Below are 24,467 nucleotides of genomic sequence, written 5' to 3' on the forward strand. Positions count from 1 at the left end.
TCCTACCCAAGCTCAGGTTGCAGTTCCGCGTCACGCACCAGCCTTTCCAGCCCAGCCAAGTCCGGCACCCGCGCCACTTGCTCACCCACCTGCACCGCCGCCAGCTCCAGGCGCCCCAGCGCCACATCCACATAATTCAGCTGGCTGTCGAGCTTGCACGAACGCGGAATGTCCTGCAGCAACAGCGCCAAATAACGCAGCCCGGTGTCGCCCAGGGCATTGAGCACCACAACCCGCGCCCGCTCGCCGCACGGCGTCTCGCCACCACACGCCGCTTCGAACCCGATCAGCGGCAGGCGCTGCTGGCGCCAGTCGATCCAGCCCAGGTGCCAGGCCGGCTCACCGCGCTGGCACACCAAATTGCGCTGGCCGCTCAACTCGGCCACCGCCACGTTGGGCAACACCAGGGTGCGGTCGCCCAAGGGCAGCAACAGCCCAGTCAGGCTGCTGCGCTGCCCGGCAATCAGTTCAAGCATGGGGCTGGCTCCAGTGTGCAATGCTCTGCAGCAACAACGACTCCTGATACGGCTTGCCCAGGTATTCGTTGACGCCGATGGCCATGGCGCGGTCGCGGTGCTTCTGCCCGGTACGCGAGGTAATCATGATGATCGGCAGGTCTTTCAGCCGTGCGTCACGGCGAATGCGGGTGGCCACCTCGAAGCCGTCCATGCGCGGCATCTCGATATCCAGCAGCAACACGTCCGGGCGGTGCTCTTCCAGCAAGGCCATGGCATCGACCCCGTCCTTGGCCGTCAGCACGCTCATGCCGTGGCGTTCCAGCAAGCGGCTGGTGACCTTGCGCACAGTCACCGAGTCGTCCACCACCATCACCAACAATGCGCGGCGCGGCACCGGGCCGAGCAACTGGCGCGGGGTGCCGCCACCGGGCAAACGGGCCAGGCGCCGCTGCTGGCCGCGCAGTTGGCCAAGCAGGTCGAGAATCAGCACGACCCGGCCATCGCCCAGCAGCGTCGCCCCCGACAGCCCGGCAACCGCAGCAAACTGCGGCCCCAGGCTCTTCACCACGATTTCGCGGCTGGGCGACAGGCTATCGGCCTGAATGGCGAACGATTGCTCCTTGGCGTGCACCAGCAGCACCGGCAACGGCACACTCTGCCCCAGCAAGGCCGGACGCGGCAGGCCTTGCAGCAACTCGCCCAGATAACGCAGCTCGTATTCATGGCCGGCATAAACATAGCGGGGCGGGTCCAGCTGATAGCACGCCGCCAGCTCTGCCGGCGGCACACGGACGATGCCCTCGATGGTATTCAGCGGGATCGCGTACTGCTCTTCGCCCAAATGCACCATCAGCGCACGGTTGATCGATACGGTGAACGGCAGGCGGATCAAGAAGCGTGCGCCCTTGCCCTGGGCCGACTCGATGCTCATCGAGCCCCCCAACTGCTTGACCTCTTCGTGCACCACGTCCATGCCCAGGCCACGCCCGGAAATCTGGGTGATCTTTTCAGCGGTGGAAAAGCCCGGGCGCAGGATGAACTGCAAGATCTCGTGATCGCTCAGCTGTGCCTGCGGGTCCAGCAGGCCACGCTTGATGGCCTTGCGCCGCACGGCTTCAAGAGGCACACCGGCACCGTCGTCGGTCATTTCGATGACGATATCGGCGCCTTCGTGCAGCAGGTTCAGGTGAATGGTGCCCTGCTCCGGCTTACCGGCAGCCAGGCGCGCTTCGCGGCTTTCCAGGCCATGGTCAACGGCGTTGCGCAGCATGTGCTCAAGCGGTGCCACCATGCGCTCCAGCACACTGCGGTCCAGTTCACCTTCGGCATTGCCGACCACCAGTTCTACCTGCTTGCCCAGCTCGCTGGCCACCTGCCGTACCACGCGCTGCAAGCGCGGCACAAGGCGCTCGAAGGGCACCATCAGGGTGGCGGTCAGGCCCTCCTGCAACTGGCTGTTCACCCGCGCCTGCTGCTGCAGCAGGCTGTAGGCCTCCTGGGCACGCTGAGCCAGGGTTTCCTTCAGGTCGAGCAAGTCCGAGGCGGACTCGAACAAGGCCCGCGACAACTGCTGTAACTGAGAATGGCGGTCCATTTCCAGCGGATCGAAATCGTCATAGGCATCGCCTTCGAACTGCTGGCGACTGGAGATTCGCCCTTGGGTCTCGATGTCCAGGCGCAGCAGCTGGTCGCGCATGCGCTCAAGGGTGGTTTCCATCTCGTTGAGGGTGAACTGTGCATCGTTGACTTGCTGCTCGATGCGCCCACGAATGATCGAATGCTCACCCGCCAGGTTACCCAGGTCGTCGAGCAACTCGGCATCGACCTTGACCATGTCGCCTGGCGCCCGCTCTGGCGCTGCTGTCGGCACCTCGCTGGCGGCGGCTTCGACCGGCCCCTGGCCGGCAGCACTGTCGGTCAGGGCCGCGCTGCTGAAGTTACGGATATAGTCGATCAGCGCCGTGGCGGCATGCAGTGGCTGCCCCAGGCGCACGGCATCGAGCATGTGCGCCAGGCGGTCGTGGCAGTTTTGCAACAGCGCGAACAAAGGCGCACTCGGCGGCAAGCGGCCGGCAGCCAGCAGTTCGTACAGAAACTCCAGTTCGTGAGCCAGGTCACCGATGGGGGCAATTTCGACCATGCGCGCCACACCCTTGAGGGTGTGCAGGTCGCGCATCAGGTTGTCTACCTCGACGCTGCTGCGCGGGTCGGCCTGCCAGCGCGCCAGGGCTGCGGCGGCGCTTTCGACGATGTCCGAGCTTTCTTCGAGGAACACTTCCAGCAGCTCTTCGCCTGGGCTTTCAGGCTCCTCAACCAGAGGCTCGGTCATGTCAGGCAACTGCGGCTGATGGGGCAGCCCCAGGCCCAGGGTGTCGGCCACGTCCATGTCCGGGTGCAACGGCGTGACCGTGTCGATGCCCACCAGGCCAGTGGCCTCTGGCGCCAAGGCTTGGTCCAGCAGGTTGCGCAGGCCGTCGACCGTTTCTGACCGCGGCGCGATGTCCTGCCCGGCCGCCACTTCATCGAGCATGTCCAGCAGGGCTTCATGGGCACGCCGGGCGTGGGCGAAGAAGCGCGCATTGGCAGGCAGGCTGCCCTCCTCCACGGCGCCATACACATCCAGCAAGGCCTCGCACACATCATCCATCTGCCACAAGTCGGCCAGGTGCGCGGCGTGGCCCAGGGTGGTCAGCTGGTCGAGCAGGGTGTCCAGCGCATCACGCTGCCCAGGCTGTTGCTGCCAGCGCGACAGCAACGACTCGGCATCGAGGAGGATATCCATGGCCTGGGCCAGGAAACTGGCGACCAACTGCGGGTCGCGCTTGCCGCGCCGGACATGCTGCGGGTCGTCATGCAAGCTGGCCAGCCGCGCGTCTACGGCCTGGCCAACCTGTTCGATCAGCTCCGCAGCACCAGGGATGGCGGCCAACGGCGTGCTGTCGAGTTGCGCCAGGCCCAGGTGGAACAGCGAGCGTGCGGCCTCCAGCCATTCGATCTCGGCCATTTGCAGAGGCAGTTGGTGGCCCTTGTATTCCCGGGCCAGGCGGTCGAAGGCGGTGGCCAGCTCGGCGACCGGCATCACCCCGGCCATGGCAGCGCTGCCCTTGAGCGTATGCAGGGCGCGCTGCAGGCCATCGCTGACCGGCGTATCGTGGCCGTCTGCGCCCTGCAGAAACACATCGAGGCTGGCCAGGTGGCCTTGCGCCTCAGTGCGGAAAATATCCAGCAGCTGCGGGTCGAGGCCATCGATATCGGCAGCACCCGGTGCGTCGTTTTCTGCCAGGGCATGCAGGTGCCCAGCCAACTGTTCGATTTCGGTCAGTTGCGGCAACTGGCCAGCCGCAAAGTCGGCCAGCAAATCGGGTAGGTGGACGAACACTTGCTGCAGGGCCACCACGCCCTCCGGGCTCAGCACGCTACGGCCCTCCAGCACCCGGTTCAGCAGGTGCTCGGCGCCCCAGGCCAGCTCGGCCACCGCTTCGGCATGCACCATGCGGCCGCTACCCTTGAGCGTATGCAGCGCACGGCGTACTTCCCCCAGCGCCTCGCGCTGCTGGTTGTCGGCACGCCAGCGCAGCCAGTGCCGCTCGATCTCCGGCAGCAGCTCGCCGGCTTCATCGAGAAATACCTCGCGCAGCTCGTCATCAATGCCGTCGCCATTGGCATCCTGGCCTGCACGGGTGTCGGCCTGCGCACAATACACGCCCAGCGCTGCCAGGCTTGCACGGGCCATGTCGATGAACGGCTGGGCATCCGCCAGCGGGTCGGCCACCCGCCACTGCAGGTAGCATTCGGCGGCACTCATGGCTTCACCCAGGTGGGCCAGCTCATCGGCGGGCGGCTCTACATCCAGGTGCTGCAACCAGCGCTGCACATAGCTGGCGCAGCCGGCGAACAGCTCGGCTACGGCGGGCAGCATCAACATGGCCAGCGCGCCGCGAATCTGCTGCAACAGCCCCGGCAACGGTTGCAGGCGTTGGCGCGGCCAGTCGGACTCCAGGTAGTCGCCGATCAGGTCCTTGGCCTGCTGCAGTACGTTCAGCGATTCGTTCAGCACTAGCTGGCGTATCTCGGCCAGGTCCGAGCCAGGCAGCCCGCCCTGCCCGTTTTCTTCCAGCGGGCCGACCATGCCGTTCAGCGAAGCCTCCACGTACAGCAAGGCGCCCGCCACATCCATCAGTACCGCGTCGTCCACCACGCGCTCGCCCTGGGCCAGGGCCTGCAGCGCCAGCACCTGGTCGATGATAACCCGTCGTGGTTGCTGGAAGCCCAGCACAGCCAGGGTATCAGCCACATGACGCAGCGGCGCCAGCAGGGCATCGAGCTGCTCGCTGTGCTGGCGGTCGCCGCGCACGAACTGGTCCAGACGCTCCTTGATGCGCATCAGGTCGTCGCACAGTGCGGTCACCACCGAGCGCAGGGCATCGCGGCCCGGCCCGGCCTGCAATTGTTCACGCCAATTGCCCAGCGACAGGTCAAGGTTGGCCAGGTCGTCGGACCCGGCAAAACGCTGTGCTGCACCGCTGATCAGGCTGGCCTGGGCCAGCGGCTCGATGCCGCGGCAGGCGCGCAGCTGGTTGAGCAGCGGCAGCATCACCAAGGGCAGGTCGTGGCGGGCACCGCGCAAGCGCTCAAGGTACGAGGGCAGTTGCTCCAGGCCACGAAACAACGCCCCCAGGCAATCGCCCCGTGGGCTGACCTGGCCGTCGGCCAGCGCCTTGGCGAACAGTTCCAGCTCTTCGGCCAGGCGCGTCGCACCGCGCAGCTCAAGCATGCGCAGGCAACCCTGTACCTGATGCAGGTTGTCGACCACAAAGGCCAGCATCGACAGGTCGCCCGGTTCGCCGGCAAAACGCTCCAGCGCCTGGCGCGCCTGGCCCAGGCAGTCGAGGATGGCAGCCTTGGTCCAGGCCAGCGCTACCGTGTCGTGGCGCTCGGGACTTACAGCAGCAGAAGCCATGGGCACTCCTCAGCGCGGCGCATCGGTGGGGCTTTGCGCAGGTGGCGGCAGGGTGAAACCGGACACCGAACGGCGCATCTCGCTGGCCATGCGGGCCAAGTGGCGGATGCTGTCGGCGGTGGCACCGGAGCCGGCGGAGGTTTGCGCGGTAATCTGCTGGATCACCGCCATGGTGTGGGAAATCTGCCCGGCCGACGAGGTCTGCAACTGGGCAGCGTCAGAGATGCTGTGGATAAGATCGGCCAGGTTCTGCGACACCCCTTCGATCTCGGCCAGCGCCACCCCGGCATCCTGCGCCAGGCGAGCGCCACGCACCACTTCGGCGGTGGTCTGCTCCATGGAGATGACTGCCTCGTTGGTGTCGGCCTGAATGGTACGCACCAGCGCCTCGATCTGCCGGGTGGCCGACGACGAGCGCTCTGCCAGGCGCTGCACTTCGTCGGCAACCACGGCAAAACCACGGCCAGCCTCGCCGGCCAGCGAGGCCTGGATGGCCGCGTTGAGTGCAAGGATGTTGGTCTGGTCGGCAATGTCGTCGATCAGGCTGACGATGTCGCCGATTTCCTGGGAAGACTCGCCCAGGCGTTTGATCCGCTTGGCGGTGTCCTGGATCTGCTCGCGAATGTTGTCCATGCCGTTGATGGTGTTATGCACCACCTCGTTGCCCTTGTTGGCAATGGCCACCGAGCGCTCGGCCACCTTGGCCGACTCGTAGGCATGCGCCGAAACCCGGTCGATCGACTCGACCATGTCGCCGACCGCCTCGGAGGCCTCGCTGATCTGCTCGGCCTGGTGCTCGGAAGCCTTGGCCAGCTGGCGGGCGGTGTTCTGGGTGTCCTGTACGGCAGCGGCAACCTGCACGGCGCTGTGGTTGATGGTGGCGACCAGGTCGCGCAGCTGGTCCACGGAATAGTTGATCGAATCGGCAATGGCGCCGGTGAAGTCTTCGGTCACCGATACGGTCACGGTCAGGTCGCCGTCGGCCAGCTCTTCGATTTCATCCAGCAGACGCATGATTGCCTGCTGGTTGCGTTCGTTCTTTTCTGCCGTTTCGCGCAGCTGGCGGTTGGTGGTGCGCACCATGACCAGGCCGATGAGGATGATCGAGGCCAGCGCCAGCAGGCCCAGGGCATAGCCGCCAACGGTATCGAGGGTACGTCCGCCGGCCAGGTTCTCGAAACCGTTGGCCAGGTGTGACGCCTCGTCCAGCAGGGTTTGCGACAGGCTGAAGATGTTGCCCGCGGCCTCACGCACGCGGAACAGTTCGGGCGAGGTTTCGAGAATTTCGTCGACCGAGCCCGCGACGAACTGGAACAGTTCGGCGATTTCGGCCAGCCGCGCACGGGCGTCGGCGTCCTCGACACGGGTTACCTGGATGGCCGCGTTACCGCTGAGCATCCCCTCCAGCACCTGGCCAAAGCGCCCGGCATCGCGGCCAAAGGCATCCGCCGCCTGAGCGGCGGTATCGTCACCCGCCAGCACGGTGTTGACCGAACCGAGGATGCGCTCGGCCAGCAACAGCTGGCGCTGCGCCACCACCACCTGGTTGGCCGGAGCGCCGCTTTGCAGCAGGATCTCGACCACTTTTTCGTATTCCACCTGCAACTGCGGCACGGTTTCGGCCAGCGTGGCCGCCACCTGGTGTAGCGACAGCACGGTCTGCTCACTGGCCAGGATGGTGTCGGTGTTCTTGCGCAGGTTTTCCCAGTCGCGGCGTACCGCCTCCATCTCGTCTCGCACCGTAGGCGGCGCAGCTGGCAACCCGGTGGACTTGTCACCCTGGCGCAGGTAGCCCCAGCGCCGCTCGAAGTCGTTGCGTGCATCCGACAGCAGCTTGAAGGCCAGGGCCTTGCCGGCGGCGGCTTCGGTGGCGTTCTTGGCAATGCGCTGAGACAGCACCCGCAGCTCGCCGGCATGGCCGATGTACTGCTTGTCGTAGTTGGACTGGGTGTTCAGGTAGGCAAAGTTGGCGAACAGCAGGATGATCGACAGGATCAGGATCAGAAACAGCACGGTGATCTGCGCGATGCTGCGGGTACGTGGGGTCACAGTGGTGGCTGTGACGGGGGCGGCAGGCTTGTTCACGTTCGCAGGTCCTATAACGCCACATCAAGAAAGCCCGGCGCCTGGGCCAGGGCGAAGGGGCTGAAGATTGCCCAGTTGCGTTCACGCGGGAAGTGCCCCTGCACGAAGCGTGCAGCGGCGCGGATCAATGGCTGCGGCGGCGACAGTTGCAGGCTGTCGAGGGCGAAGTGTTGCAGGCCAAGCACCTCGTCCACCAGCAAACCGACGAACAGGTCGTCGTGGTCCAGCACCAGCACCCGCCGCTGCTTGCCAGGCGCGGCGTGGCCCAGGCCGAAGAAGCTGCTCAGGTCCATGACCGGCAAAAGCCGGCCACGCAGGTTGGCCACCCCGCACACCCACGGTTGCACACCCGGGACGCGGCTGCTGCGCGGTTCGCGCAGTACCTCGGCCACCTCCCCCATGGGCGCGACGAACCACTGCCCGGCAATGCGAAAGCCGATACCGCTCCACTGTTGCAGGCGGTTGTCCTGCGGGGGCTGGTCGGCGACCAGCAGGCGGCAGCGCCGGTCGATGTCCAGCAACAACTCGAAGGCGGTCAGCGACGCGCCTTGCGGGCGGGTGGTCAAGCCCCCAGCACTTCTTTGAGCTTGGCGATCAGCGCGTCTTCTTCCACCGGTTTGGTCAGGAAGTCACGGGCGCCCTGGCGCGTGGCCCAGATGCGGTCGGTTTCCTGGTCCTTGGTGGTGACCACGATCACGGGGATGGCGGCGGTTTCCGGGTCCTTGCTGAGCTGGCGGGTGGCCTGAAAGCCGTTCATGCCGGGCATGACGATGTCCATCAGCACCGCGTCGGGCTTGTCCTGCCGGGCCAGGGCCACGCCATCGGCACCGTTGCTGGCCTTGAGCACCTGGTAGCCGTGCTTTTCCAGCCACTCGGTCAAGCGGTACATCTCTGTCGGCGAGTCGTCGACAATCAGAACTCGGGCCATGCTGTTTCCCCATCAGGAAAGTAAGACCATGCCATGGCGGGGCACGGTCAGGGTGCGGGTTGTTGGGTTGCGGCAAAACCGGGCACGTGGGCGCGGATCGCATCGAGCAGTTCTTCTTTGCTGAACGGTTTGGTCAGAAACTGATCAGAACCGACCACCCGGCCGCGGGCTTTGTCGAACAGGCCGTCGCGCGACGACAGCAGGATGACCGGCGTGTCCTTGAAAGCACTGTTGTGCTTGATCACGGCGCAGGTCTGGTAGCCGTCCAGGCGCGGCATCAGCACATCGACGAAGATGATGCCGGGCTGGTGGTCGACGATCTTGGCCAGGGCATCGAAGCCATCGCTGGCGGTGATTACCTCGCAGCCCGCTTCACCGAGCAACATCTGTGCGGTGCGGCGGATCGTGCGGGAATCGTCGATCACCATCACCTTCAGGGGTTGTTCCATAGACGCCTACCAATGGAAATTAGCTGCATTTTTAGCACACTCCGGGTGGCCATTCCATCTGCGCCGCCCCTTGACCGGCGGCGTTTGCGGCGCCACCCTGAGCCACTTTTCTTTCGAGCCATCGCGGCACCTGCCGCCAAGAGGAACCACCCCATGAGCGTACGCCTCGGCATTGTCATGGACCCCATCGCGTCCATCTCCTACAAGAAGGACAGCTCGCTGGCCATGCTGCTGGCCGCCCAGGCACGCGGCTGGAGCCTGTTCTACATGGAACAGCAAGACCTGTACCAGGGCGAAAGCAAGGCCCGCGCCCGCATGCGCCCGCTGAAGGTGTTTGCCGACCCGGCGCACTGGTTCGAACTGGGCGAGGAGCAGGACGGCCCGCTGGCTGACCTGGACGTGATCCTGATGCGCAAGGATCCGCCGTTCGACATGGAATTCGTCTACAGCACCTACTTGCTGGAACAGGCCGAAAATGACGGCGTGCTGGTGGTCAACCGCCCGCAAAGCCTGCGCGACTGCAACGAGAAGATGTTCGCCACGCTGTTCCCGCAGTGCACCACGCCGACCCTGGTCAGCCGCCGCCCGGACATCATTCGTGAATTCGCGGCCAAGCATGCCGATGTGATCCTCAAGCCGCTGGACGGCATGGGCGGCACATCGATCTTCCGCCACCGGGCTGGCGACCCCAACCTGTCGGTGATCCTGGAAACCCTGACCGCGCTGGGCACCCAGCAGATCATGGCTCAGGCCTACCTGCCGGCGATCAAAGACGGCGACAAGCGCATCCTGATGATCGATGGCGAGCCGGTGGACTATTGCCTGGCGCGCATCCCGGCCAGCGGCGAAACCCGCGGCAACCTGGCCGCCGGCGGCCGTGGCGAGGCCCGCCCGTTGACCGACCGCGACCGCTGGATCGCCGCCCAGGTCGGCCCGACCCTGCGCGAAAAAGGCCTGTTGTTCGTGGGCCTGGATGTGATCGGCGACTACCTCACCGAGATCAACGTCACCAGCCCTACCTGCATCCGCGAGATCGATGCCGCCTACAACACCGATATCGGTGGCAAGTTGATGGATGCCATTGATCGCAAGCTGAAGGCGCGCTGACAGCCAACGCGAAGCAAAACCGTAGAGTGGGGTATGATGCCGGTCCTATTCGACTGAGCTGCTGCCCCGCCCTGCGGTTGCTGGATACCTGATGACGCTGCCCGCTGACATCCCCGCCACCCTGCTGCCTCCCCGTGTTCGCCCGGTGGACCGGTTAGGCTTTACCCTGTTCCTGGCTGCCCTGGTGCACCTGGCGCTGATCCTTGGCGTCGGCTTCAGCGTGGTCAAGCCGGCCGAAATCCGCCACACCATGGACATCACCCTGGCCACCTTCAAGAGCGAGAAACCGCCCGAGAAGGCCGATTTCCAGGCCCAGGACAACCAGCAGGGCAGCGGCACCCTGGACAAGAAAGCGGTACCCACAACCACCGAGCTGGCGCCGTTCCAGGACAGCAAGATCAACAAGATTACCCCACCGCCTGCCGCCAAGCCCGAGGTGGTGCCGCCCCCTACCCCGCAAAAGTCGGCGGTGGTGACCACGGCGCCCAAGCCGCAGAAGGTTGAGCCCAAACCCAAGGAAAGCAAGCCACAGCCCAAGCCGACGGCGCCAGCGCCAGACTTTGACAGCTCGCAGCTGTCCAGCCAGATCGCCAGCCTGGAAGCGGAGCTTTCCAACGAACAGCAGATGTACGCCAAGCGGCCGAAGATTCACCGCCTGAATGCTGCATCGACCATGCGCGACAAGGGCGCCTGGTACAAGGAAGAGTGGCGCAAGAAGGTCGAGCGGGTGGGCAACCTGAACTACCCCGACGAAGCGCGCCGGCAACAGATTTACGGCAATTTGCGGATGATGGTGTCGATCAACCGCGATGGTTCGTTGTATGAGGTGCTGGTGCTGGAATCGTCGGGGCAGCCGGTGCTGGACCAGGCGGCACAGCGCATCGTGCGGCTGGCGGCGCCATTTGCGCCGTTTACCGGGGATCTGGCCGAGTTTGACCGGCTGGAGATCATTCGGACCTGGCGGTTTGCGCGTGGGGACCGTTTGTCCAGTAACTGATTTATTGGCAGTACCGGCCCTTTCGCGGGCAAGCCCGCTCCCACAGGATCTTCATCGACTCCAAGTCCTGAGGGGTACCTGTGGGAGCGGGCTTGCCCGCGAAGAGGCCAGCACAAACGACACAAATCCGCACCTTGTCAGCCTCGCCACCTGGCGCCACACTATCCCCCATGAAAACCCTCGCCCCGAGCTACCTCAAGCACCAGTTCCTGATCGCCATGCCGCACATGGCCGATCCGAACTTCGCCCAGACCCTCACGTACATCGTCGAGCACAACGAGCATGGCGCCATGGGGCTGGTGGTCAACCGGCCGCAGGAGCTGAGCCTGGCCGACATCCTCGAGCAGCTGCGCCCGGATGAAACACCACCGGCCAGCACCTTGCAGGTGCCGATCTACCAGGGTGGCCCGGTGCAGACCGACCGCGGCTTCGTGTTGCACAGCAGCGAGTGCAGCTTCCAGGCCACCGTGGCGCTGGAAGGGCTGGCGCTGACCACGTCGCAGGACATCTTGCTGGCCATCGCTGCCGGGGTAGGCCCGAAACAAAGCCTGATCACCCTCGGTTACGCCGGCTGGGAAGCCGGCCAGCTGGAAGCCGAGCTGGCCGACAACGCCTGGCTCAACTGCCCGTTCGACCCGGAAATCATCTTTGGCCTGGCCAGCGACCTGCGCCTGGACGCCGCCGCCGCCAGCCTGGGGATCAACCTGAACCTGCTGACCAGCCAGGCGGGCCACGCCTGATGGCCGAACTACGACTGCTGCTGGGCTTCGACTATGGCAGCAAACAGATCGGCGTGGCCGTTGGCCAGGTGGTCACCGGCCAGGCCCGCGAACTGTGCACCCTTAAGGCACAAAACGGCGTACCGGACTGGGCTCAGGTGGAAAAGCTCATCACTGAGTGGAAACCCGACGCCATCGTCGTCGGCCTGCCGCTGAACATGGACGGCACACCCAGCGAAATGAGCGCCCGCGCCGAAAAGTTCGCCCGACGCCTGAATGGCCGCTTCAACCTGCCCGTGCACACCCACGACGAGCGCCTGACCACCTTCGAGGCCAAAGGCGAGCGCATGGCCCGTGGCGGCCAGCGCGGCAGCTACCGCGACAACCCGGTCGATGCCATCGCCGCCGCCCTGTTGCTACAAGGCTGGCTGGAGGCCAATACCTGATCATCTTTGCCGCCGGGCCCGCCCGGCGCACCCTTCCGAGGAGCCCGCAATGAGCCTACCCAATCCCGCCGAGCTGATCCGGCAGATGGCTGTCGACCTTCGCGCCCACCTGGCCCGCCGCAACATCAGCGAGCCACGTTACATCGGCATCCGCACCGGCGGTGTCTGGGTTGCCCAGGCCCTGCAGGAAGCCATGGGTGATACCAGCCCCATGGGCACCCTGGACGTTTCGTTCTACCGCGACGACTTCAGCCAGAACGGCCTGCACCCGCAAGTGCGTCCGTCCGAGCTGCCGTTCGAAGTGGAAGGCCAGCACCTGGTGCTGGTGGATGACGTGCTGATGAGCGGTCGTACCGTGCGCGCCGCACTCAACGAACTGTTCGATTATGGCCGCCCGGCCAGCGTCACCCTGGTCTGCCTGCTGGACCTGGATGCCGGCGAACTGCCAATCCGTCCGAATGTGCTGGGTGCCACCCTGTCGCTGGCCGCCCATGAACGGGTAAAATTGACCGGACCCGCACCGCTCGCCCTCGAGCGCCAGGACCTCGCCTCCGCTTCCGCCCTTTAAGAGTCCCCCGCGATGACGCCATTCGACGCCAAGCGCCCGCTGCAGCTCAATGATCAGGGCCAGCTGCGCCACTTCCTCTCGCTGGACGGTTTGCCCCGCGAACTGCTCACCGAAATCCTCGACACCGCCGACTCCTTCCTGGAAGTTGGTGCCCGGGCCGTGAAAAAAGTCCCGTTGTTGCGCGGCAAGACCGTGTGCAACGTGTTCTTCGAGAACTCCACCCGTACCCGTACCACCTTCGAGCTGGCGGCCCAGCGCCTGTCGGCCGACGTGATCAGCCTGAACGTGTCGACCTCCTCGACCAGCAAGGGCGAGACGCTGTTCGACACCCTGCGCAACCTCGAAGCCATGGCCGCCGACATGTTCGTCGTGCGCCACTCCGACTCCGGTGCCGCACACTTCATCGCCGAGCACGTGTGCCCGGACGTTGCCGTGATCAACGGCGGTGATGGCCGCCACGCGCACCCGACCCAGGGCATGCTCGACATGCTCACCATCCGCCGCCACAAGGGCAGCTTCGAAAACCTCTCGGTGGCCATCGTCGGCGACATCCTGCACTCACGCGTGGCCCGCTCCGACATGCTGGCGCTCAAGGCGCTGGGTTGCCCGGACATCCGCGTGATCGGCCCGAAAACCCTGATTCCGATCGGCATCGAGCAGTACGGCGTGAAGGTGTACACCGACCTCGCCGAAGGCCTGAAAGACGTCGATGTGGTGATCATGCTGCGCCTGCAACGCGAGCGTATGGCGGGTGGCCTGCTACCCAGCGAGGGCGAGTTCTACCGCCTGTTCGGCCTGACCACTGCACGCCTGGCCGGGGCCAAGCCCGACGCCATCGTCATGCACCCGGGCCCGATCAACCGGGGCGTGGAAATCGAGTCGGCGGTGGCCGACGGCAAGCACTCGGTGATCCTCAACCAGGTCACCTACGGCATCGCCGTGCGCATGGCCGTGCTGTCCATGGCCATGAGCGGGCAGAACGCGCAACGTCAATTCGACCAGGAGAACGCCCAGTGACCCTCAGTATTCTCGGCGCCCGGGTCATCGACCCCAAGACAGGCCTGGATCAGGTGACCGACCTGCACCTGGACGGTGGCCGCATTGCCGCCATCGGCGCTGCCCCGGCCGGCTTCAGCGCCAGCCGCACGATCCAGGCCGATGGCCTGGTTGCCGCGCCCGGCCTGGTCGACCTTGGCGTGTCCCTGCGCGAGCCGGGCTACAGCCGTAAAGGCAACATCGCCAGTGAAACCCGCGCTGCCGTGGCGGGTGGTGTCACCAGCCTGTGCTGCCCGCCGCAAACCAAACCGGTACTGGACACCTCGGCCGTGGCCGAGCTGATCCTGGACCGCGCCCGCGAAGCCGCCAACAGCAAGGTCTACCCGATCGGCGCCCTGACCAAGGGCCTGGAAGGCGAACAACTGGCCGAGCTGGTAGCCCTGCGCGACACCGGTTGCGTGGCCTTCGGCAACGGCCTGAAGGAAATCCCCAACAACCGTACCCTGGCCCGCGCCCTGGAATACGCCGCCACCTTCGACCTGACCGTGGTGTTCCACTCCCAGGACCGCGACCTGTCCCAGGGCGGCCTGGCCCATGAAGGGGCCATGGCCAGCTTCCTCGGCCTGCCGGGCATCCCGGAAACCGCCGAAACCGTGGCCCTGGCGCGCAACCTGCTGCTGGTGGAACAGACCGGCGTGCGTGCGCACTTCACCCAGATCACCAGTGCCCGTGGCGCACGGTTGATCGCCCAGGCCCAGGCCCTCGGCCTGCCGGTAACCGCCGATGTGGCGCTGTACCAGCTGATTCTCACCGATGAGTCGCTGCGCGAGTTCTCCAGCCTGTACCACGTGCAGCCGCCACTGCGTACCGCCGCCGACCGCGACGGCCTGCGCGAGGCGGTGAAGTCGGGTGTGATCCAGGCGATTTCCAGCCACCACCAGCCGCACGAACGCGACGCCAAGCTGGCCCCGTTCGGCGCCACCGAGCCGGGTATCAGCAGCGTCGAGTTGCTGCTGCCACTGGCCATGACACTGGTGCAGGACGGCCTGCTCGACCTGCCGACCCTGCTGGCCCGCCTGAGCAGCGGCCCGGCTGCTGCCCTGCGCCTGCCGGCTGGCGAGCTGAAGGTGGGTGGCGCAGCTGACCTGGTGCTGTTCGACCCGCAAGCCTCCACCGTTGCCGGCGAGCAATGGTTCTCGCGCGGCGAGAACTGCCCGTTCATCGGCCACTGCCTGCCGGGTGCGGTACGTTATACCTTGGTCGATGGGCATGTTTGCCACGAGGGCTGAGTAACCTTCTTCGCGGGCACGCCCGCTCCCACAGGATCACCACTAACCCAAGGCATGTGGTAACCCTGTGGGAGCGGGCATGCCCGCGAATGCCCTCGCACGGCTCCCCCTGCCAAGCGCGACCATTCATCCCCCACGGTTGAAATCCTTCCCCCCACCCCCATATGAGTCTGCATCAGGCACTTTCGCCCCGCTGCGTGGAGACTCTCCCCTTGACCACCATCGTTTCTGTCCGCCGTAACGGCAAAGTCGTCATGGGTGGCGACGGCCAGGTATCCCTCGGCAACACCGTGATGAAAGGCAACGCCAAGAAGGTGCGCCGCCTGTACCACGGCCAGGTCATTGCGGGCTTCGCCGGTGCCACCGCCGATGCCTTCACCCTGTTCGAACGCTTTGAAGGCCAGCTGGAAAAACACCAGGGCCACCTGGTACGTGCCGCCGTCGAGCTGGCCAAGGAATGGCGTACCGACCGTTCCCTGAGCCGCCTGGAAGCCATGCTGGCCGTGGCCAACAAGGACGCTTCCCTGATCATCACCGGTAACGGCGACGTGGTCGAACCCGAAGACGGCCTGATCGCCATGGGTTCCGGTGGCGCCTACGCTCAGGCCGCAGCCCGCGCCCTGCTGAACAAGACCGACCTCTCGGCCCGTGAAATCGCCGAAACCGCCCTGAACATCGCCGGTGATATCTGCGTGTTCACCAACCACAACCTGACCATCGAGGAGCAGGACCTGGCCGACTGACTCAGCTGTTCTGGCGCCCCTTCCCGGTGACGGGGCTTTTCCACGCTGATTCATCTGCCCAAGGACCGTATTGACCATGTCCATGACCCCCCGCGAGATCGTCCACGAACTCAACCGCCACATCATCGGCCAGGACGACGCCAAACGCGCCGTGGCCATTGCCCTGCGCAACCGCTGGCGCCGGATGCAGCTGCCTGCCGAGCTGCGTGCCGAAGTAACCCCGAAGAACATCCTGATGATCGGCCCTACCGGCGTCGGCAAGACCGAAATCGCCCGTCGCCTGGCCAAACTGGCCAATGCGCCGTTCCTCAAGGTCGAAGCCACCAAGTTCACCGAAGTGGGCTACGTGGGCCGTGATGTCGAGTCGATCATCCGTGACCTGGCCGATGCCGCGCTGAAGATGCTGCGCGAGCAGGAGATCATCCGCGTTCGCCACCGCGCCGAAGATGCCGCCGAAGACCGCATCCTCGATGCCCTGCTGCCGCAGGCACGGGTGAGCAGCTTCGCCGAGGAAGCCGCACAGACCAGCACCGACTCCAACACCCGCCAGCTGTTCCGCAAGCGCCTGCGTGAAGGCCAGCTCGACGACAAGGAAATCGAAATCGAAGTGGCCGATGCCGTGGGCGTCGAAATTGCCGCGCCACCCGGCATGGAAGAAATGACCAACCAGCTGCAAAGCCTGTTTGCCAACATGGGCAAAGGCAAGCGCAAGGCGCGCAAGCTGAAGGTGAAAGAAGCGCTGAAGATGGTGCGCGATGAAGAAGCGAGCCGCCTGGTCAACGAAGAAGAGCTCAAGGCCAAGGCCCTGGAAGCGGTCGAGCAGCATGGCATCGTGTTCATCGACGAAATCGACAAGGTTGCCAAGCGTGGCAACGTTGGCGGCGCTGACGTGTCCCGTGAAGGCGTACAGCGCGACCTGCTGCCGTTGATCGAAGGCTGCACCGTCAACACCAAGCTGGGCATGGTCAAGACCGACCACATTCTGTTCATTGCCTCGGGTGCATTCCACCTGAGCAAGCCAAGCGACCTGGTGCCCGAGCTGCAAGGCCGTCTGCCGATTCGCGTGGAACTGAAGGCACTGACCCCGGAAGACTTCGAGCGCATCCTGCAAGAGCCGCATGCCTCGCTGACCGAGCAGTACCAGGCCCTGTTGAAAACCGAAGGCCTGAACATCGCGTTCCAGGCGGACGGTATCAAGCGCCTGGCCGAAATTGCCTACCAGGTGAACGAGAAAACCGAGAACATCGGTGCCCGCCGCCTGCACACCCTGCTTGAGCGTTTGCTTGAAGAGGTGTCGTTCAGCGCTGGCGACTTGGCCAGCACCCACGACGAAACGCCGATCCAGATCGACGCGGCGTATGTGAACAGCCACCTGGGTGAACTGGCGCAGAACGAAGACCTGTCGCGTTACATCCTGTAAGACCGCACGGGGCCGCTTTGCGGCCCAATCGCCGGCAAGCCAGCTCCCACAGGAAATCACTGCCCTCCAGGCCTGTGGTATTCCTGTGGGAGCTGGCTTGCCGGCGATTGGGCTGCAGGGCAGCCCCCTTGCACAATGGTCCGAATCTCCCGAAGCTGTGCACTATCAGCTCCCGAGAGATTCCGCCCATGGCCCGCCTGCCCACCGCCATCAACCTGCACAAAGCCTCGAAAACCCTCACCCTCACCTACGCCCCCGGCGAGGCCTACACCCTGCCCGCCGAATTCCTGCGCGTGCACTCCCCCTCCGCCGAGGTCCAGGGCCACGGCAACCCCATCCTGCAATTTGGCAAGATCAACGTCGGCCTCATCGGCCTGGAACCTGCCGGCCAATATGCACTGAAACTGACCTTCGACGACGGCCATGACAGCGGCCTGTTCACCTGGGAATACCTTGAACAGCTGTGCCTGCGCCAGGAACAGTTGTGGGCCGAGTACCTCGACGAACTGCACAAGGCCGGGAAATCCCGCGACCCGGCCGAATCGGTCGTGAAACTCATGCTCTAGCGCAAGGGCTGCAGGGTTTAGAGCGCATTTTCTAAATTCATCTGTTTGAATGACTTACAGACAGCCCAGTGAAGGGCTGTCTTGCGCATTACATGAAAGTCGGGTAACCAATGGGTGTGGCAAGTTCCCTGCATCATTTTGCAGGCAGTCAGAACCCCCGCAGCACCGCTGTTCCTTATCACTGGTCACCCGAGTAGCAGTACCGGGCTCAGGGCTGTGCTCCTGTCACAGCAACCGGTACTCGTCTCAGGACAACGGAGCGTCGTAGATGAGTAACAAGAACAACGATGAGCTGCAGCGGCAGGCCTCGGACAATACCCTGGGGCTGAACCCGGTCATCGGCATTCGCCGCAAGGACCTGTTGAGCTCGGCACGTACCGTGCTGCGCCAGGCCGTGCGCCAACCGCTGCACAGCGCCAAACATGTGGCCCACTTTGGCCTGGAGCTGAAGAACGTGCTGCTGGGCAAATCCAGCCTGGCCCCGGAAAGCGACGACCGTCGCTTCAATGACCCGGCCTGGAGCAACAACCCGCTGTACCGCCGCTACCTGCAAACCTACCTGGCCTGGCGCAAGGAGCTGCAGGACTGGATTGGCAGCAGCGACCTGTCACCGCAAGACATCAGCCGCGGCCAGTTCGTCATCAACCTGATGACCGAAGCCATGGCACCGACCAATACCCTGTCCAACCCGGCAGCGGTCAAACGCTTCTTCGAAACCGGTGGCAAGAGCCTGCTCGACGGCCTGTCCAACCTGGCCAAGGACATGGTCAACAACGGCGGCATGCCCAGCCAGGTGAACATGGACGCCTTCGAAGTGGGCAAGAACCTGGGCACCAGTGAAGGTGCCGTGGTGTACCGCAACGATGTACTGGAGCTGATCCAGTACAGCCCCATCACCGAACAGGTGCATGCCCGCCCGCTGCTGGTGGTGCCGCCGCAGATCAACAAGTTCTATGTGTTCGACCTGAGCCCGGAGAAGAGCCTGGCCCGCTACTGCCTGCGCTCGCAGCAGCAAACCTTCATCATCAGCTGGCGCAACCCGACCAAGGCCCAGCGTGAGTGGGGCCTGTCCACTTACATCGATGCGCTCAAGGAAGCGGTCGATGCCGTGCTGGCCATTACCGGCAGCAAGGACCTGAACATGCTCGGTGCCTGCTCCGGCGGCATCACCTGCACCGCACTGGTAGGCCACTATGCCGCCCTCGGTGAGAACAAGGTCAATGCCCTGACCCTGCTGGTCAGCGTGCTGGACACCACCATGGATACCCAGGTTGCGCTGTTCGTCGACGAGCAGACCCTGGAGTCTGCCAAGCGCCATTCCTACCAGGCCGGCGTACTGGAAGGCAGCGACATGGCCAAGGTGTTCGCCTGGATGCGCCCCAACGACCTGATCTGGAACTACTGGGTCAACAACTACCTGCTCGGCAACGAGCCGCCCGTGTTCGACATCCTGTTCTGGAACAACGACACCACACGCCTGCCGGCCGCCTTCCACGGCGACCTGATCGAAATGTTCAAGAGCAACCCGCTGACGCGTGCGGACGCCCTTGAAGTGTGCGGCACCCCGATCGACCTGAAGAAAGTGCAGTGCGACATCTTCAGCGTCGCCGGCACCGCCGACCACATCACCCCGTGGCAGTCGTGCTACCGCTCGGCGCACCTGTTCGGCGGCAAGATCGAGTTCGTGCTGTCCAACAGTGGCCATATCCAGAGCATCCTCAACCCGCCAGGCAACCCCAAGGCACGCTTCATGACCGGCGCCGATCGCCCGGGTGACCCGGTGGCCTGGCAGGAAAACGCGACCAAGCATGCCGACTCCTGGTGGCTGCACTGGCAGAGCTGGCTGAGCGAACGTGCCGGGGAGCTTAAAAAGGCGCCGCCCCGTCTGGGCAACCGCACCTATGCCGCTGGCGAAGCCTCACCGGGCACCTACGTTCACGAGCGTTGAGTGGCCTTGCCGTGGCCGCCATCGGCGCGCCACGGTGCTTTTTTCACCGAAGAGTCGAACGCATGCCGGAACCCTACATCTTCAGGACCGTCGAACTGGACGACCAATCCATTCGCACTGCCGTCCGCCCGGGCAAGCCGCACCTGACACCGTTGCTGATTTTCAACGGCATCGGCGCCAACCTGGAGCTGGTGTTCCCGTTCATCGAGGCGCTGGACCCGGACCTTGAGGTCATCGCCTTCGATGTGCCCGGGGTGGGTGGTTCGTCCACACCGCGTCATCCCTATCGCTTTCCGGGGCTGGCCAAGCTGACCGCGCGCATGCTCGATTACCTGGACTACGGCCAGGTCAGCGCCATCGGCGTGTCTTGGGGCGGCGCCCTGGCCCAGCAGTTCGCCCACGATTACCCGGAGCGCTGCAAGAAGCTGGTGCTGGCTGCCACTGCCGCCGGCGCCGTCATGGTGCCGGGCAAGCCCAAAGTGTTGTGGATGATGGCCAGCCCCAGGCGCTACGTGCAGCCCTCCCATGTCATCCGCATCGCGCCGATGATCTATGGCGGCGCTTTCCGTCGCGACCCGGACCTGGCCATGCACCATGCGTCCAAGGTCCGTTCCGGCGGCAAGATGGGTTACTACTGGCAACTGTTCGCAGGCCTGGGCTGGACGAGCATCCACTGGCTGCACAAGATCCACCAGCCGACCTTGGTGCTGGCCGGTGACGACGACCCGCTTATTCCGCTGATCAACATGCGCCTGCTGGCCTGGCGGATTCCCAACGCCCAGCTACACATAATCGACGATGGCCACCTGTTCCTGATTACCCGGGCCGAGGCCGTCGCACCGATCATCATGAAGTTTCTCCAGGAAGAACGTCAGCGCGCGGTCATGCATCCGCGCCCCGCCTCCGGCGGTTGATTGTCGCTGCCCGGAAAACGGGTAAGACGAGGGAGTGTTGCCATGACAGACAAACCGGCCAAAGGAACGAAAACGCTCCCCGCCACCAGCATGAACGTACAGAACGCCATACTCGGCCTGCGCGGGCGCGACCTGGTGTCGACCCTGCGCAGGGTGGGCCGCCACGGTTTGACCAACCCGCTGCATACGGCGCGCCACCTGCTGGCACTCGGCGGCCAGCTGGGCCGCGTGATGCTGGGCGACTCGCCCTACCAGCCCAACCCCCGCGACGCCCGCTTCAGCGACCCGACCTGGAGCCAGAACCCGTTTTACCGCCGTGGCCTGCAGGCCTACCTGGCCTGGCAGAAGCAGACCCGCCAATGGATCGACGAAAGCCACCTGGACGACGATGACCGGGCCCGCGCGCACTTTCTGTTTGGCTTGATCAATGACGCCCTGGCGCCGAGCAACTCGCTGCTCAACCCGCTGGCGGTAAAGGAACTGCTCAATACCGGCGGGCAAAGCCTGGTGCGTGGCGTGGCCCACCTGCTCGACGACCTGCGCCATAACGACGGCCTGCCGCGCCAGGTGGACGAACGCGCCTTCGAGGTGGGTGGCAACCTGGCGGCGACAGCTGGCGCGGTGGTGTTTCGCAACGAGCTGCTGGAGCTGATCCAGTACAAGCCGATGAGTGAAAAGCAGCACGCCCGGCCCTTGCTGGTGGTGCCGCCACAAATCAACAAGTTCTATATCTTCGACTTGCAGGCACACAACAGCTTCGTCCAGTACATGCTCAAGAACGGCCTGCAGGTGTTCATGGTCAGCTGGCGCAACCCCGACCCACGCCACCGCGAGTGGGGGCTGTCCTCGTATGTGCAGGCCCTGGAGGAAGCGCTCAACGCCTGCCGCAGCATCAGTGGCAACCGCGACCCCAACCTGATGGGCGCCTGCGCCGGCGGGCTGACCATGGCCGCGCTGCAGGGGCATCTGCAGGCCAAGCGCCAACTGCGCAGGGTACGTAGCGCCACGTACCTGGTCAGCCTGCTGGACAGCAAGTTCGACAGCCCGGCCAGCCTGTTCGCCGACGAGCAGACCGTCGAGGCCGCCAAACGTCGCTCGTATCAACGGGGGGTGCTGGACGGCGGCGAGGTGGCCAGGATTTTCGCCTGGATGCGCCCCAACGACCTGATCTGGAATTACTGGGTCAACAACTACCTGCTGGGCAAGGCGCCGCCCGCGTTCGACATCCTCTACTGGAACGCCGACAACACGCGCCTGCCGGCAGCCCTGCACGGCGACTTGCTGGACTTCTTCAAGCACAACCCGCTGACCCACCCCGCAGGCCTTGAAGTGTGCGGCACGCCCATCGACCTCAAGCAGGTCGACCTGGACAGTTTCACCGTGGCCGGCAGCAACGATCACATCACCCCGTGGGATGCCGTGTATCGCTCGGCCTTGCTGCTCGGTGGCGACCGGCGCTTCGTGCTGGCCAATAGCGGGCACATCCAGAGCATCATCAACCCGCCGGGCAACCCCAAGGCTTACTACCTGGAAAACCCCAAGCTTTCGGGCGACCCGCGCGCCTGGTTCTACGAAGCCAAACGCAGCGACGGCAGCTGGTGGCCCCTGTGGCTGGAATGGATCACGCCACGTTCCGGCCCGCTCAAGGCACCCCGTACCGAACTGGGCAACAGCACGTATCCACCGCTCGGCCCGGCGCCAGGCACCTATGTCCTGACCCGATGAGCCCGACAACTGGATGAAGACCCGCGACCGTATCCTCGAATGCGCCCTGCAACTGTTCAACCAGCAGGGCGAACCGAACGTTTCCACCTTGGAGATTGCCAACGAACTGGGTATCAGCCCGGGCAACCTGTATTACCACTTCCACGGCAAGGAGCCGTTGGTGCTGGGCCTGTTCGAGCGCTTTGAAGAAGCGCTGATGCCCCTGCTCGACCCGCCGCTGGAGGTGCGCCTGGATGCCGAGGATTACTGGCTGTTCCTGCACCTGATCGTCGAGCACATGGCCCAGTACCGCTTCCTGTTCCAGGACCTGTCCAACCTGACCGGGCGCCTGCCCAAGCTGGCGCGCGGCATGCGCAGCCTGATCAACGCGCTCAAGCGTACGCTGGCGGCGTTGCTGGCCAGCCTCAAGGGCCAGGGGCTGGTGGAGAGTGACACCCAGGCGCTGGGGCAGTTGGTGGAGCAGATCACCCTGACGCTGATGTTCTCGCTGGATTACCAGCGGGTACTGGGGCGCGAGGGGGATGTGGGGATTGTGGTGTATCAGGTGATGATGCTGGTGGCGCCGCATTTGCAGGCGCAGGCGCGAGCGGCGGCGGAGCAGTTGGCGGTGCGGTATCTGGAGGGGTAACAATGATGCCAGCCAACTGAGTCCTCCAGTTTGACTGGGGCTGCTTTGCAGCCCTTCGCGGGCTCGCCCGCTCCCACAGGGATCGCACAAACCAAGGGCTCTGCGATAAACCTGTGGGAGCGGGCAAGCCCGCGAAGCAGGCGACGCGGTATCAGATCAGGGTACCGGTGCCCGTTGGTGCCGACGGCGTGCTGCTGACCGGGGCGGCGGCAGGTGCCGGTGCTGCGGTAGCGGCCGGGGCGGCGCTGGCCGTTGGGGCTGCTGGCTTGGCGGCTGCCGGTTTGGCCGGGGCTTTTTTCACCGCAGGCTTCTTCGCCGCAGCAGGCTTGGCCGCTGCCGGTTTGGCTGCCGGTTTGGCTGCCGGCTTGGCCGCCGCCACCTTGGCTGCAGGCTTGGCAGCCGGTTTTGCCGCTGCGGTTTTAGCTGCCGGCTTGGCCGCTGCGGTTTTTGCCGCAGGCTTGGCTGCCGCTTTGGCCAGAGGCTTGGCCGCCGCCTTGCTCGCAGCCGGTTTGGCAGCAGCGGTGCGCGACGAAATCGGCGTAACCGACGCACCGGTCAGCTTCTCGATCTGCTTGGTCAGGCTGTCCACCTGCTGGTGCAGGGCCTTGATCTCGTTGCGGCTCGGCACACCCAGGCGCGAGATGGCGCTGTTCAGGCGCTTGTCGAAAGCCTCTTCGAGTTCGCTCCATTTGCCCAATGCACGGTCCTTCACGCCAGACACGCGCGAAGTGGTGGAGGACTTGGCGGTTTCGGCCACGTCTTCAGCGGTTTTCTTCGCCTGCTTCTCGGCCTTCTCGCCATCCTTCACCAGCGAGTCGAACAGCTTCGGGCCGTCCTGGTCGATCTTCGAATAGATACCCAGCCCCGCCAGCCAGATCTTGCGGGAGTATTTCTCGATCCCGCCGACCCAGGAGCTGCCTTCTTTTTCGGTGTTCTTCTTGCCAGCCATCCTGCTCTCCTTATGGTTTGTGCGCGACGCGCTCAAGCAGCTCGTGCAACTGTTCAAGCTTGATCGACAGCGCCTCAACGTCATGTTTAGACGGAATGCCAAGGCGATTCAAGGCGCGCCCTACCCGTGCGTCGAAAGCTTTTTCGATCTTGTCGAGTTGAATTTCTACCTTGCCGCGTACGCGACTGACTTCTTCAGCCGCTTCGTCGATCTGGTTGTTGGCAGCATCGAGCTCTTTGTCGATGCGTTTCTTGCCACGCTTCTCGACGCCTTCGCCGGCCTTGACCAGCTCCTGGAAGTAGTCGGAGCCTTCCTGGCCCACCCGCGCATAAGCGCCGATGCCAGCCAGCCAGATCTTGCGCGCGTAGCCGCGCACTTCGCCCAGCGTACCCAGGGCGTCGTCCTTTTTCTTCACCGTCACTTTGGCCATGCTCTGTACCTCATACTCATGAGTGGAGGAGGAACCGCCCATGGAGGTTGGGCTTGAGCATAAGGTAGGGAGAAAAATTAGAAACCTCACCCTAAGGTCACCCTGCAGTTGCGCGGGGGGCATTTAAGTACAGCCTTCGACA

General features: G+C 64.7%; 22 protein-coding genes. 14 read left to right on the forward strand and 8 right to left on the reverse strand.

Annotation, left to right across the window (positions count from 1 at the left end):
- Nucleotides 1-2: 2 nt before the first annotated feature.
- Genes A0O30_RS10070 through A0O30_RS10095 form a run of 6 tightly spaced genes read right to left on the reverse strand, consistent with a single transcriptional unit; the run spans nt 3 to nt 8,880 of the window.
- Nucleotides 3-476: a chemotaxis protein CheW gene (locus A0O30_RS10070; protein WP_105946376.1), complete on the reverse strand. Its 474-nt coding sequence runs from the start codon at nt 474-476 to the stop codon at nt 3-5.
- On the reverse strand, nt 469-5,418 hold the full coding sequence (locus tag A0O30_RS10075) for an Hpt domain-containing protein (protein WP_105946377.1): 4,950 nt from the start codon (nt 5,416-5,418) through the stop codon (nt 469-471). The genes A0O30_RS10070 and A0O30_RS10075 overlap by 8 nt, the downstream gene beginning before the upstream one ends.
- A gap of 9 nt (nt 5,419-5,427) precedes the next feature.
- Nucleotides 5,428-7,467, reverse strand: a complete 2,040-nt coding sequence (locus A0O30_RS10080; RefSeq protein ID WP_232888512.1) for a methyl-accepting chemotaxis protein — start codon at nt 7,465-7,467, stop codon at nt 5,428-5,430.
- Nucleotides 7,468-7,514: 47 nt separating this feature from the next.
- Entirely contained in the window at nt 7,515-8,069 is a 555-nt protein-coding gene (locus A0O30_RS10085; protein WP_012274550.1) for a chemotaxis protein CheW, read from the reverse strand.
- Nucleotides 8,066-8,431, reverse strand: a complete 366-nt coding sequence (pilH, locus tag A0O30_RS10090) for a twitching motility response regulator PilH (protein WP_016712413.1) — start codon at nt 8,429-8,431, stop codon at nt 8,066-8,068. Before pilH ends, A0O30_RS10085 begins: the two co-directional genes overlap by 4 nt.
- Nucleotides 8,432-8,478: 47 nt before the next feature.
- On the reverse strand, nt 8,479-8,880 hold the full coding sequence (locus tag A0O30_RS10095; RefSeq protein WP_060501047.1) for a PleD family two-component system response regulator: 402 nt from the start codon (nt 8,878-8,880) through the stop codon (nt 8,479-8,481).
- Nucleotides 8,881-9,033: 153 nt separating this feature from the next.
- Here A0O30_RS10095 and gshB point away from each other — a divergent pair, with 153 nt between their 5' ends.
- The 14 genes from gshB to A0O30_RS10165 all read left to right on the forward strand — a co-directional run bounded on the left by gshB (nt 9,034) and on the right by A0O30_RS10165 (nt 22,946).
- Nucleotides 9,034-9,987, forward strand: coding sequence for a glutathione synthase (gshB, locus tag A0O30_RS10100; RefSeq protein ID WP_105946379.1), 954 nt, complete (start codon nt 9,034-9,036; stop codon nt 9,985-9,987).
- Between the two features lie 91 nt (nt 9,988-10,078).
- The gene (locus A0O30_RS10105) at nt 10,079-10,984 is read left to right on the forward strand and encodes an energy transducer TonB (protein ID WP_105946380.1); all 906 of its coding nucleotides are present in this window, start codon (nt 10,079-10,081) and stop codon (nt 10,982-10,984) included.
- 170 nt (nt 10,985-11,154) lie between these two features.
- Nucleotides 11,155-11,724: a YqgE/AlgH family protein gene (locus A0O30_RS10110; RefSeq protein ID WP_016712417.1), complete on the forward strand. Its 570-nt coding sequence runs from the start codon at nt 11,155-11,157 to the stop codon at nt 11,722-11,724.
- Nucleotides 11,724-12,149 carry a Holliday junction resolvase RuvX gene (gene ruvX, locus A0O30_RS10115; protein ID WP_105946381.1) on the forward strand — a complete coding sequence of 142 codons (426 nt, stop codon included), beginning with the start codon at nt 11,724-11,726 and terminating at the stop codon, nt 12,147-12,149. The genes A0O30_RS10110 and ruvX overlap by 1 nt, the downstream gene beginning before the upstream one ends.
- Before the next feature lie 49 nt (nt 12,150-12,198).
- Nucleotides 12,199-12,717, forward strand: coding sequence for a bifunctional pyr operon transcriptional regulator/uracil phosphoribosyltransferase PyrR (gene pyrR / locus A0O30_RS10120; protein ID WP_016712418.1), 519 nt, complete (start codon nt 12,199-12,201; stop codon nt 12,715-12,717).
- Between the two features lie 12 nt (nt 12,718-12,729).
- Nucleotides 12,730-13,734: an aspartate carbamoyltransferase catalytic subunit gene (locus A0O30_RS10125; protein WP_011536054.1), complete on the forward strand. Its 1,005-nt coding sequence runs from the start codon at nt 12,730-12,732 to the stop codon at nt 13,732-13,734.
- On the forward strand, nt 13,731-15,002 hold the full coding sequence (locus A0O30_RS10130) for a dihydroorotase (protein WP_105946382.1): 1,272 nt from the start codon (nt 13,731-13,733) through the stop codon (nt 15,000-15,002). The genes A0O30_RS10125 and A0O30_RS10130 overlap by 4 nt, the downstream gene beginning before the upstream one ends.
- A gap of 212 nt (nt 15,003-15,214) precedes the next feature.
- The gene (gene hslV / locus A0O30_RS10135; protein WP_003249309.1) at nt 15,215-15,745 is read left to right on the forward strand and encodes an ATP-dependent protease subunit HslV; all 531 of its coding nucleotides are present in this window, start codon (nt 15,215-15,217) and stop codon (nt 15,743-15,745) included.
- 76 nt (nt 15,746-15,821) lie between these two features.
- On the forward strand, nt 15,822-17,165 hold the full coding sequence (gene hslU, locus A0O30_RS10140; protein ID WP_060500589.1) for an ATP-dependent protease ATPase subunit HslU: 1,344 nt from the start codon (nt 15,822-15,824) through the stop codon (nt 17,163-17,165).
- A 188-nt stretch (nt 17,166-17,353) separates the two neighbouring features.
- Nucleotides 17,354-17,731, forward strand: a complete 378-nt coding sequence (locus A0O30_RS10145; protein ID WP_105946383.1) for a gamma-butyrobetaine hydroxylase-like domain-containing protein — start codon at nt 17,354-17,356, stop codon at nt 17,729-17,731.
- Between the two features lie 268 nt (nt 17,732-17,999).
- Entirely contained in the window at nt 18,000-19,679 is a 1,680-nt protein-coding gene (phaC, locus tag A0O30_RS10150; protein ID WP_105946384.1) for a class II poly(R)-hydroxyalkanoic acid synthase, read from the forward strand.
- A 62-nt stretch (nt 19,680-19,741) separates the two neighbouring features.
- Nucleotides 19,742-20,593 carry a poly(3-hydroxyalkanoate) depolymerase gene (gene phaZ / locus A0O30_RS10155; protein ID WP_105946385.1) on the forward strand — a complete coding sequence of 284 codons (852 nt, stop codon included), beginning with the start codon at nt 19,742-19,744 and terminating at the stop codon, nt 20,591-20,593.
- A 42-nt stretch (nt 20,594-20,635) separates the two neighbouring features.
- Nucleotides 20,636-22,318 carry a class II poly(R)-hydroxyalkanoic acid synthase gene (phaC, locus tag A0O30_RS10160; RefSeq protein ID WP_105946386.1) on the forward strand — a complete coding sequence of 561 codons (1,683 nt, stop codon included), beginning with the start codon at nt 20,636-20,638 and terminating at the stop codon, nt 22,316-22,318.
- 13 nt (nt 22,319-22,331) lie between these two features.
- Nucleotides 22,332-22,946, forward strand: coding sequence for a TetR/AcrR family transcriptional regulator (locus tag A0O30_RS10165; RefSeq protein ID WP_105946387.1), 615 nt, complete (start codon nt 22,332-22,334; stop codon nt 22,944-22,946).
- A 151-nt stretch (nt 22,947-23,097) separates the two neighbouring features.
- On the opposite strand, the gene A0O30_RS10175 is transcribed toward A0O30_RS10165, so the two are convergent.
- Both A0O30_RS10175 and A0O30_RS10180 read right to left on the reverse strand, forming a co-directional pair.
- The gene (locus A0O30_RS10175) at nt 23,098-23,895 is read right to left on the reverse strand and encodes a phasin family protein (protein ID WP_105946388.1); all 798 of its coding nucleotides are present in this window, start codon (nt 23,893-23,895) and stop codon (nt 23,098-23,100) included.
- A 10-nt stretch (nt 23,896-23,905) separates the two neighbouring features.
- Entirely contained in the window at nt 23,906-24,325 is a 420-nt protein-coding gene (locus A0O30_RS10180) for a phasin family protein (RefSeq protein WP_012274565.1), read from the reverse strand.
- Between the last annotated feature and the right edge of the window lie 142 nt (nt 24,326-24,467).

Origin of the sequence: Pseudomonas sp. LLC-1, assembly GCF_002992185.1 — a bacterium.
In the GTDB taxonomy this organism is placed as follows: Bacteria; Pseudomonadota; Gammaproteobacteria; order Pseudomonadales; family Pseudomonadaceae; genus Aquipseudomonas; species Aquipseudomonas monteilii.